Genomic DNA, 11,091 nt, shown 5'->3' on the forward strand with positions numbered 1-11,091 from the left:
TATAAAAAGCCACTGACAAAATCAGTGGCTTTTCATTTTAAAACTAAAAAAAATAATGAAAAAATTATAAATTGATTTTTACGGGTTGTAATTTTTCTAATTCATCTGGACTAAAAATTCGGTAGTTTACTTTAAAGGTTTTACCTAATGGAACCTCTAACGAAAATCCTCCAGCGCCGATAGCATCGATCACATCTAATTCAAAATGTGCATGTTTCCAATATTCAAACAAATCTTTGTCAATCCAAAATTCTACTCCATCAATTTCTCCTATGCAAACATCTTTGTATCGAAGATAAAATTCTCCTTTTCTGAAACATTGCGGTTGCGTTCCTTCACAGCAACCTCCCGCTTGATAAAGCATTAAATCGCCATGTTTTGCTTTTAATTCAACTAGAAGTTTTTTTGCTTTATCAGATGCAGATATACGATTAATTGATTTCATACAGAAAAATTTTTTTTTAAGTTGTACTAGCTATATCTAATACTATTCGACCATCAATTTGACCTTTTTTCATTTTGTCAAAAACATCATTAATGTCTTCTAATTTAGCTGGTGTTACAGTAGCTTTTACCAAACCTTCGTTAGCAAAATCTAATGCTTCTTGTAAGTCTTTTCTTGTTCCAACAATAGAACCTCTTACGGTGATTCGTTTTAGAACAGTTTCAAAAATAGGTAGTTCGAATGATCCTGGAGGTAATCCGTTTAAAGCAATTGTTCCTTTACGTCTTAATACATCAATTCCTTGTTTAAAAGCAATTGGAGATACTGCAGTAATTAGAGCTCCATGCATTCCGCCAACTTCTTTATGCAAAAATTTTCCAGGATCTGTATTTTTAGCATTTACAGTTATATCAGCTCCAAGTTTTGTTGCTAGATCTAGTTTGTCATCAGCAACATCTATAGCAGCTACTTTCAACCCCATTGCTTTTGCGTATTGTACAGCAACATGTCCTAAGCCTCCAATTCCAGAAATAGCAACCCACTCTCCAGGTTTAGTATCCGTTTCTTTTAATCCTTTATACACTGTTACACCAGCACATAAAATTGGAGCTATTTCTAGAAAGTTTGTATTCGATTTTAAATGCCCTACATACCTAGAGTCTGCAATTACATATTCAGCAAATCCACCATCTACACTATATCCACCATTTTGTTGAGCTTCGCAAAGTGTTTCCCATCCAGTAATACAATGATCACAACATCCACAAGCGCTATATAACCAAGGAACACCAACAGCGTCACCTTCTTTCACTTGAGCTTCTGGTCCACATGCTACGACAATACCAACCCCTTCGTGTCCAGGAATTAAAGGCATTTTAGCTTTTACAGGCCAATCTCCATCAATTGCATGCAAATCTGTATGACAAACACCACATGCGATTACTTTTACGAGAACTTCATATCGCCCAGGAGTTTTTACTGGAACTTCTTGAATTTTTAAAGGTTGTCCATATCCTTGTGCAACCGCCGCTTTCATTGTTTTTGGAATCATAATATTATGGTTTTAAATTATTATTAAAATAGATATCAATGGTAGCATTTTTAAATGTTTTGACTAGAAGAATCCAAGTTTCTTTTTGCTGTAAGAAACTAACATATTTTTAGTTTGACGATAATGATCTAACATCATTTTGTGGTTCTCACGTCCGATTCCAGATTGTTTATAACCTCCGAAAGGCGCTCCAGCAGGATAACTATGATATTGATTAACCCAAACACGTCCGGCTTGAATAGCACGAGGAACTTGGTATAATTGATGAGCATCACGCGTCCAAACACCAGCACCTAAACCGTATATTGTATCATTAGCAATTGCAATTGCTTCTGCCTCATCTTTAAAAGTAGTAACAGCTAACACAGGTCCGAAAATCTCTTCTTGGAATACACGCATTTTATTGTGACCTTTTAATAAAGTTGGTTTGATGTAATAACCTGTTTCGCATTCACCTTGTAAATGATTAGCATCTCCACCAGTTAAAACTTCTGCACCTTCTTCTTTTCCTAATTTAATATAACTTAAAATTTTGTCATACTGAATTTGAGAAGCTTGCGCACCAATCATTGTTTCAGGATCAAGAGGATTTCCTGATTTAATCATATTTACACGTTCTACAACTCGTGCAATAAACTTATCATAAATAGATTCTTGAATCAATAATCGTGACGGACACGTACAAATTTCACCTTGATTAAGTGCAAATAATACTGCACCTTCAATTGCTTTGTCTAAGAAATCATCATCATGATCCATCACAGATTCGAAGAACACGTTTGGTGATTTTCCACCTAATTCTAAGGTAACCGGAATAATATTTTCTGTTGCATATTGCATCACGAAACGTCCTGTAGCTGTAGATCCTGTAAATGCAGCTTTCGATACTTTAGGATTTGTCACCAATGCGCGACCTAATTCTCCACCAAAACCATTTACAATGTTAACAACTCCTGGAGGTAATAAATCTCCAATTAATTCGAATAGATATAAAATCGAGATAGGAGTAGATTCAGCAGGTTTTAAAACCACACAGTTTCCAGCAGCTAACGCAGGAGCTAATTTCCAAACCGCCATCAAAATTGGGAAGTTCCAAGGAATAATTTGCGCAACAACACCAATTGGCTCGTGGATAATAATTGAAACTGTATCTTTATCTAATTCGTTGATAGAACCTTCCTCAGCACGAATAACTGAAGCAAAATATCTGAAATGATCGATAGCTAAAGGAATATCAGCATTCAACGTTTCGCGAACTGGTTTTCCGTTATCGTAGGTTTCTACAGCCGCAACATTTTGTAAATTTTCTTCGATTCGATCTGCAATTTTATTCAAAATAATGCTTCGTTGCGTTGGCGAAGTTTGACTCCAACTTTTGAAAGCTTCGTGAGCAGCATCTACCGCCTTTACTAAGTCTTCTTCTGAAGAATGCGCAGCTTTTGTAAAAACTTTTCCAGTAAGTGGCGTTACAACATCAAAGTATTTTCCATTTGTAGGTGGCGTAAATTGACCATTGATGTAATTGTCATAATGATCTTTGAATGTAGGTACATTAACTAAGTTTCCCATTTTATTAAAATTTTTTGTGAATTAAATTTTTTCTAATTTATTCAAATTTGTTCAATAATTATGTTTAGAAAAAGTTAATTCTATTTGGTATAAAATTTGTACATTTGGCATCCGTCAATTATTTATTGACAATTTATTTATGGGGCTGACTGGTTTTGACAGCAAGGCCAATGGGTAAGTAAGCATGCAGTGATAGGTTGTGTACTCACTTTAATCAGGCACTTCAACTTTTTAACTGGCAACGAAGAGTACGCTTTAGCTGCATAATTCTGAATTTTAGTAAGAATACGCCACGTCTATACTAGGTATAGAAGCTGAATGTCCCTCAAAAGCCTTGACTTACGGCGTTTGATACAGGGACACGGGAAAGTAAGAATAGAAACCTTAGTGCATCGGATAGGTTTCGAGATTTTAGATGATAAGCGGATGACAGAGTGTTTATTCTCAGGATTTCGTCGAAAATTAATAATAAACTAAGCATGTAGAAAGCTTATTTGTTGCTTGTTTGGACGCGGGTTCGAATCCCGCCAGCTCCACAAAAACGAATCTTAGTTAATTTTAAAACTAACAAAAAACCGCTTAAATAGGCGGTTTTTTTGTTTTTATAAAGTAATTAGAACAAACTAAAACTAAGTAAAAGTAAAATTTTGGTACACTAAATGGTATACTAATTTGTTTTTAAGTTATATTTGTTATTATCAAATACTAATTAATATGCTGAGGTTAAATTTTGTTCTTAAGGAAACAAAAGCAAAAGATGAAACTTTAATCGTTTGTGCTTTTAGAATAGATAATGTACGTTTTAATTTATCTACAAAACAAAAGGTAATTCCTAAATATTGGAATAAGGATAAACAAAGAATAAAAGATACTGTAAATGTATCTAATGTCAGTAATATTAATCTTCAACTTAATTTATTTGAAGATACAGCAAGGTCTATTTATGAAAAGTTTATAAGTACTTATGAAAGAAAACCAATCAAAGAAGAGTTTAAAAACCTTTTTGATTTAGAATATTTTCAACAAAACCCACAATTTAAGAAAGTAGAACAAAAAACAATTGCAGATTATTTTGATGATTATGTTGATACAATAAAATCGAATACTGCAAATAGTACGGTTCAGAAATATAAGCAAGCAAAAAATAATTTTGAAGATTTTCAGAAATTGAAAAGACGTGTTTATAATACGGAAATGATAGATTTGAAATTTAGAAATGATTATGTTGATTTTTTGATAAACGTTCAAAATTATGCTCCTACAACTGTTTATCGTAAGATGAAATTTTTAAGAACAGTTTTATATTTTATAGAAGAACAAGGAATAAAAGTAAATCCTTTTTTACATAACAGTCGATTTTTGACAAAAGATGTTGAGGTTGATAATATTGCATTAAGCGAAAAGGAGCTTGTAGAAATGGAAAGTTTAGATTTATCAAAAGATAAACGTCTGGAACAAGTGAGAGATTTATTTTTGATTGCGTGTTATACAGGTCAACGTTTCTCAGATTTGAATAAGGTTGATAAAAACAATATTATTGATGATGAATATATTTCTATTCGTCAACAAAAAACCAATGAAGCAATTACACTTCCATTACTAAATTCAGTTAGGAGAATATTAATAAAATACAATTACAGACTTCCTAAAATTTCAAATGTAAAATTTAATGAATACATAAAGGAAGTAGCTGAAAAATGTAATACCTTAGAAATACCTTGCAGTTCCGAAAATGAAACACCACGATATAAAATGGTTAGTAGCCATACAGCACGCAGAACGTTTGTAACGCTTAATTATAGTAAGGGAATTGATTTAGATACGTTGAAGATTGGGACGGGACATAAACAGACGAAAACCTTGCAAACGTATATTAAAATGAATGATAAGCAAAAAGCAGATTTGTTAAGGTCTAAATTAGAACCAACAAAAGAACCTCAGCCAAAAGCAAAAGTTATAAATATCAACAAAGTAATTAACGAATAAGACTATGGAAAATAAATACAATCACTTAGATAAATTAAAACAACATCTTAACCAGCTTAGAAATTTACAAAGCGATAAAGTAGCAAAAGCCTTTGATATTGAATACACTTATGAAAGTAATAAAATAGAGGGAAACACTTTGACATTACAAGAAACAGCCCTTGTAATTGAGAAAGGTTTAACGATTGGTGGAAAGTCTTTGAATGAGCATTTAGAAGCAGTTAATCATCAAAATGCAATTGAATATATCAAAGACCTTGCAAAGCAAAATGAAACAATTACAGAAAGAGATTTATTGCAAATCCATTATTTAATTCTGCAAGGAATCAATAACGAACAAGCGGGAAAGTATAGAAATTTACAAGTATTGATTTCGGGAGCAAAGCACGTTCCACCTCAACCGTTTTTAGTTGCAAAAGAAATGGAAAGTTTGTTTATATGGTACAATGAGAACAAAGATAAATTACACCCAGTTGTATTGAGTGCCGAAATGCACGAACGTTTAGTAACAATACACCCTTTTATAGACGGAAACGGACGTACTGCAAGATTGTTGATGAATTTGATTCTTTTACAAAACGGATTCCCTATTGCAATTTTGAAAGGCGATATAGAAAGTCGGTTAAAATATTATTCTGCATTAGAAACTGCACAAGTAGAACATAATAAAGAGTCTTTTATTAATCTTATTGCCGAGAATGTAGAAGAGACAATGCAAAGAATTATTAAAGTAGTAGAAGGATAAACATGGAATCAGAAATTTTACACGATTTTAAATACTTAAATCAACAAATAATTGAAAAGTTTAACAGAAGAATACCTTCTGCAACGAACTTCGATAAAAATGATATAGATTCGATTGAAAGAGCTAGATATTATTTAGATGGAATAATTGATTTTTATTCTTCTAATATTTTTGATCTGTTTATTAGTTTTTATTCAAAAGAAAATTTATCTGTAGAAGATAAAAAATTGTATTCTTATCAAAGATTTGAAGAACATTTAGTAAATTTTATTGAAATACTTAAATCACTTCCAGATTTGGAATTAATTAAAAAAAATAATGAATTAATTGATGATTTTATACGTATAGATTTTGGAGCGTACTTCGATAAAAAATATATAATTTCAAAAGTTGCAGAATATAACTTGGAATTAGCTTCAAGTTCAAAATTCAATTTTTATTTGTCTAATGTTGATGAAAATTTAGAATTATTTGACTATTCAGATTCAGATGGAAAAGATAAAATAATATATTTACAAAGATTAGGGGTTATAGATTATCTTAGAACCAAACCTTTATTTTTAACATCAACTAATAAATTAGCTGAATATTTAAGTGGTGTAACAGGTGTTAAACCAAGAACCCTTCAATCTTATCTTAATCCAATGATTAGCTCTACTAATGTAAGTCAAAAAAATAATCCATTTGAAAAATTAGATAAAGTTAATAAGGTTGAGAGTAACTTGAAAGATATAGGGTTTAAAACTTCAGATTTTTCTAAATAAGACGAATTAGGTTAACCTAATAATAACCTAAACTAATCTTGTTGCATAAAACAGAAAATTATGCAACAACAAATATTAATTACAGTTTCTCTTGAAGATTTAGAGCTATTAATTAAAAATTCAGTATTAGATGTATTAAAAACTAATTTAGTTTTACAAAAAGAATCTAATACAATTGATGGGTATTTAACTCGTCAACAAGCTTCAAAAAAACTACATTTATCATTAACTACATTAGATACCTATACTAAAAAAGGTATTATCAATGCTGTTAAAATTGGACATAGAGTACTTTATAAAGAATCAGATATAGATGATTCTTTATTATCTAAAATAAAATCAATTAAATATAAAATTAATTGATTTTATTGCTATGCTACAAATTTATACTACAATACCTGTAGAGCTTTGTATTTACGGATTAGTAAATCGAAAAATCAATCATTTAAAATTATTAGTCTATTTAAAAAGTATTTCAAGTGGTCATATACTATTTGAGAGGAAACTATTTAAAACATGGGCTATTGATTTAGCGACAACTCATAAAACTGTTGAAAGTTGTTATAAATGGCTAATAATGAAAAAAATAATTACGATAAATAGTAAAACGCATTCTCATAGAATAATTAGCTATTCTCAAATTCATAAAATTTTGAATTTCAATTCTCAATCAGCTGTTATTTTCGAATTGGATGATTTTGAGTTTTTTAAAGAGTTTTGTATATCGGCTATTGTAGGATATTTAATAAGTAAAAAAAGATATTTAGATAGGAAAGAGCAATCGGAGTCAAAAATGGAAGATTCCAATTTGAATTGCTCATCCTATTCTAAAAATATGTACCCTTTACCAATAAGTTATTTTGCAAAAAGTATTAATGTATCAAAAAGTACTGCAAATAATTACTTAAGAATAGCGGAAAAGAAAGGATTTCTAAAAATTAAAAAAAGAACATCATTTTTAATAGACGATAATGGAAATAAGATTTCTTCTTCTAATATGAATTTAATTAAAGGAGTGAATCCAAAGCTATTTGGTAGATTAAGAGTTAAAGATGGCTTTATTAAAGTTGTGGACAGTAGTTTAATTATTAGTAATGTTTATGGTAAGAGAAAACGCTTTAAATACAGGAAAAAATCTAAACGGTATAAATGGGAAGATTGAAAGAAACCTAAAAAACTTTAAGAAATGCAGAAATCAGATAAGATAACAGTAGAACAACGAATAAAAGACATTGCTACAATGCTCATAAATGGAAATATGAGAGAGTTTATAATTCTACATTGTTCTGAAAATTGGAATATAGGAGAAAGACAAGCTGATAAATATATAGAAAGAGCTAAATCCTTAGTAGAAAAATCAATTAAAAGGAAAGTTGAATATGATTATGCTAAGGCAGTAAGAAGGTATGAGGACTTATACAGATTAAGCGTAGAGAAAAAGGATTTTAAAACTGCTTTATCGGTAAATAAAGAGCTTACAACATTACAAGGTTTATATAAACAAGAAATAGAACATTCAGGAGAAATAAAATTCATTTGTTCAATACCAAATTAAAAAAATCATGAAAAATTCAGAAAAAAATCAATGTTTATTTATTAAGACAGAGAAAAATATAAAAGGAGATTTAATAACAATGTGTCAAAAAAACTATTGTAGATGTAAAGATGAATACCCTTGGGATGAATCACAAAATTATGAATATCAAAAAGCAAAATCAGAAGGAAAAGCAAAAAATGGAATATTCTTAAACAAATGACAATAGATTTTTCTCAATATTATAAACCTCATCCAAAACAAGCAGAAGCCCATAAATGTAGAGCTAAGTATGTTTTGTTTGGTGGTGCAATGGGAGGAGGTAAAAGTTGGTTTCTATGTGCGGAAGCAATTAAACAGGCTATGATGTATAATGGAAATCGACTTGTAATTGTGAGAAAGGAGTTATCAGTACTCAGAAGAACTACTTTAATTACTTTTCTTTCAATTTGTCCAAAGGAAATCATAAAGAATTTTAATCAAACAAGTTTAGAAGTTACTTTTATTAATGGTTCTACTTTGACTTTTATAGATGCTAATATTTCAAAAGACCCAATGTTACAAAAAATTAAAGGTTTGGAGATTGGATGGTTTGGAATAGATGAAGCAAATGAAATTTCTATTGATGTTTACAAGCTATTAAAAAGTAGGTTAAGATGGATTTTGCCTAATAAAACTAAACCTCAGTATGAAGGGCGTTTAACAAGCAATCCTGAGCCTTGTTGGTTGATTCCTACTTTTATTCAATCAAAAAATAATGATGAGGTTTATATTCAAAGTCTTACTACAGATAATTATGATGAAAATAGTGAGTATGTAATTAATCTAAAAGAAGCTTTTAAAGACAGTCCAAATTTCCTACAAAAATATTTATATGCTGATTGGAGTTTATCAGATTCTATTAATCAATTAATCCCTAACGAAGCAATTATAAGAGCAAAAGAAAGAGTTTTTATTAATGATATAGGGATTTCTATGGGAGTTGATGTCGCAAGATATGGAGATGATAGTACTGTTTTTACAATTTTAATTAATGGTAATATTGAATTAATTGAAAGTTATTCTCAAACCTCAACAACAGACGTAATTAACAGAACCAAACAATTAATATTTGATTATAATATTGATGCAGGTTATGTAGGGATTGATAGCGTAGGAATTGGAGCTGGTGTAGTTGATGGATTGAAAAATGAAGGATTTAATGTAATTGATATTCAAGGAGGTTCTAAACCAATAGAAACTGAGGAAGAGGAAGCCTTTAAACCTTATAATTTACGTTCACAAATGTATTATGAGTTGAGAAAAGATATTATTGAAGGTAAAATAGGAAATCTGACAGATGATAAATTAATAATAGAACTACAAGCAATTAAGTATGAAATTTATTCAGATAAAACTGTAAAAGTAGCAGGTAAGGATGTTATTAAAAAAATATTAGGGAAAAGTCCTGATTATGCTGATAGTTTAATTTATGCAAATTGGGTAAAAAATTTTAGAGGTGAATTTGTCTATCTTCTGCCTATTGGATAAGTTACTTAATTAGATATAATTTATTTACTTTTGTATAAGTAATACAAAATAATAGAATGAATTAAATAGTATTCAAATTTAAAAATATAATACATAAGCGTTAGCTTTTATTCGGGTTTATCAAAATCGCCAAATTATTGAAAACATCCCATGAATAATAAGTTACGCTCACGCTATGGCGTGGGCTAATCTTGTTCGGGATGTGGGTGTTTGGCGATACCTGATAAACGAATTTAGTTTTAGTTCCACGCTTTTTTTGTGTTTTACGGTTTAACGTAATTATATGATAATTAAGTAGATTACTTTAGAACGATTTTTCAATCTTATTAATCAAACATTATATGAAAAAGTCAATTTTTTTTATTTATAATTATCTAATAAGCCTTTTATTAGGTAGCTTAATTTACATTATTTTTAGAAGTACTTCTTTAAAAATGTTTTCATGGTATAAAGTTATTGGAGTTAGTGATTTTGTATTAGAATTAAGACAGTATTTTAAAGAATATAAATATTTGATTCCAAATTGGGTACTTTTTTCATTGCCTGATGGATTATGGATTTTTTCTTATGTGTGTTTAATACTTTGGATTTGGAAAGGAGAAGTAGACTTCAAAAATATTTTTTGGATTATAATAATTCCTTTAGTAGCTATATTTTCAGAAGTTGCTCAATTATTAAATATTGTATCAGGTACTTTTGACTTATCAGACTTATTTTTTTATCTCCTTGGAGTACTCCTCCCTTTTATTTTTTTTAATAAATCAATTACTTATAATTTTAAATTAAACAATTATGAAAAAAAATTCTAAAACTATTTTTTCAGCTCTTGCTATTGCATTTTTTACATTTATTGCATTTGGTAGTATGGATGACGATAAAAAATCTTCAGATTCTACTTCAGCTACTAGTATTAAGGAGAATAACACTAAAATAACGCAAGTAGGAGAACCTCTTAAAACAGAATATTTTGATGTTACAGTTAATAAAGTTGGAGTTGAAGAAAGTATTAATACAGGAAATCAATTTGCAGATTTACCTAAAGAATCAGGGATTAAATATTTGGTTTTGAATGTTACATTCAAAAATACAAGTAATGAAAGTAGAATGCTTATGGATGGCGAGCTTTTGATTAATTATAATGGTCAAGATTATAAATTTGATAAATCAGAAACTGTAATGCTTGAAGGTTGGGGATTGTTACTAGACCAAATCAATCCATTGACATCTAAAACAACTAAATTAGTTTACAAGATTCCTAATGAAATAAAAGGTACATTCTATTATAGACCAGGAAGAGCGAACTCAGATGATTTAATTGAATTAGGGGCTATTGAATAATTACTTTAACTAACAATATTTATTTTATTGTTGAGGTTTTTAATCTGAATTTTTACAATCAAACAAGAGTTAAGCTGTAAAAATTCGGATTATTTTATTTAAAATCTAAAAGAATTTAAATAAAATATA

The 11,091-nt window shown here is 29.5% G+C and carries 13 protein-coding genes and 1 other RNA gene; 11 read left to right on the forward strand and 3 right to left on the reverse strand.

The window, feature by feature from the left end; genetic code table 11:
* Positions 1–64 precede the first annotated feature (64 nt).
* From N5D46_RS13020 to N5D46_RS13030, 3 genes are all read right to left on the reverse strand, one after another.
* Positions 65–445 (reverse strand): DUF779 domain-containing protein, encoded by a 381-nt coding sequence (locus N5D46_RS13020; protein ID WP_280050185.1) that lies wholly within the window; start codon positions 443–445, stop codon positions 65–67.
* Between the two features lie 16 nt (positions 446–461).
* The gene (gene adhP / locus N5D46_RS13025; protein WP_038336794.1) at positions 462–1,496 is read right to left on the reverse strand and encodes an alcohol dehydrogenase AdhP; all 1,035 of its coding nucleotides are present in this window, start codon (positions 1,494–1,496) and stop codon (positions 462–464) included.
* A 63-nt stretch (positions 1,497–1,559) separates the two neighbouring features.
* Entirely contained in the window at positions 1,560–3,065 is a 1,506-nt protein-coding gene (locus N5D46_RS13030; RefSeq protein WP_280050187.1) for an aldehyde dehydrogenase, read from the reverse strand.
* A 141-nt stretch (positions 3,066–3,206) separates the two neighbouring features.
* Here N5D46_RS13030 and ssrA point away from each other — a divergent pair.
* The 11 genes from ssrA (at position 3,207) to N5D46_RS13085 (ending at position 10,962) form a co-directional block, all read left to right on the forward strand.
* Positions 3,207–3,604: a transfer-messenger RNA gene (gene ssrA / locus N5D46_RS13035) on the forward strand.
* A 175-nt stretch (positions 3,605–3,779) separates the two neighbouring features.
* Positions 3,780–5,051: a site-specific integrase gene (locus N5D46_RS13040; protein WP_280050188.1), complete on the forward strand. Its 1,272-nt coding sequence runs from the start codon at positions 3,780–3,782 to the stop codon at positions 5,049–5,051.
* Positions 5,052–5,055: 4 nt separating this feature from the next.
* Positions 5,056–5,796, forward strand: coding sequence for a Fic family protein (locus N5D46_RS13045; RefSeq protein WP_280050190.1), 741 nt, complete (start codon positions 5,056–5,058; stop codon positions 5,794–5,796).
* A gap of 2 nt (positions 5,797–5,798) precedes the next feature.
* A complete protein-coding gene (locus tag N5D46_RS13050) occupies positions 5,799–6,560 on the forward strand; it encodes a hypothetical protein (protein WP_280050192.1) in 762 nt (253 codons plus the stop codon).
* Between the two features lie 60 nt (positions 6,561–6,620).
* Positions 6,621–6,923, forward strand: a complete 303-nt coding sequence (locus N5D46_RS13055) for a helix-turn-helix domain-containing protein (RefSeq protein ID WP_280050194.1) — start codon at positions 6,621–6,623, stop codon at positions 6,921–6,923.
* 10 nt (positions 6,924–6,933) lie between these two features.
* Positions 6,934–7,722, forward strand: coding sequence for a hypothetical protein (locus N5D46_RS13060; RefSeq protein WP_280050196.1), 789 nt, complete (start codon positions 6,934–6,936; stop codon positions 7,720–7,722).
* A gap of 24 nt (positions 7,723–7,746) precedes the next feature.
* The gene (locus N5D46_RS13065; RefSeq protein WP_280050197.1) at positions 7,747–8,115 is read left to right on the forward strand and encodes a hypothetical protein; all 369 of its coding nucleotides are present in this window, start codon (positions 7,747–7,749) and stop codon (positions 8,113–8,115) included.
* A 7-nt stretch (positions 8,116–8,122) separates the two neighbouring features.
* On the forward strand, positions 8,123–8,317 hold the full coding sequence (locus N5D46_RS13070; protein WP_280050198.1) for a hypothetical protein: 195 nt from the start codon (positions 8,123–8,125) through the stop codon (positions 8,315–8,317).
* Entirely contained in the window at positions 8,314–9,624 is a 1,311-nt protein-coding gene (locus N5D46_RS13075; protein WP_280050200.1) for a phage terminase large subunit, read from the forward strand. The genes N5D46_RS13070 and N5D46_RS13075 overlap by 4 nt, the downstream gene beginning before the upstream one ends.
* 341 nt (positions 9,625–9,965) lie before the next feature.
* Positions 9,966–10,433: a hypothetical protein gene (locus N5D46_RS13080; RefSeq protein ID WP_280050202.1), complete on the forward strand. Its 468-nt coding sequence runs from the start codon at positions 9,966–9,968 to the stop codon at positions 10,431–10,433.
* On the forward strand, positions 10,417–10,962 hold the full coding sequence (locus N5D46_RS13085; RefSeq protein ID WP_280050205.1) for a DUF4352 domain-containing protein: 546 nt from the start codon (positions 10,417–10,419) through the stop codon (positions 10,960–10,962). Before N5D46_RS13080 ends, N5D46_RS13085 begins: the two co-directional genes overlap by 17 nt.
* The last annotated feature ends 129 nt before the right edge of the window (positions 10,963–11,091 follow it).

The sequence above is a fragment of the Empedobacter sp. GD03865 genome (assembly GCF_029840775.1).
Classification (GTDB): domain Bacteria; phylum Bacteroidota; class Bacteroidia; order Flavobacteriales; family Weeksellaceae; genus Empedobacter; species Empedobacter falsenii_B.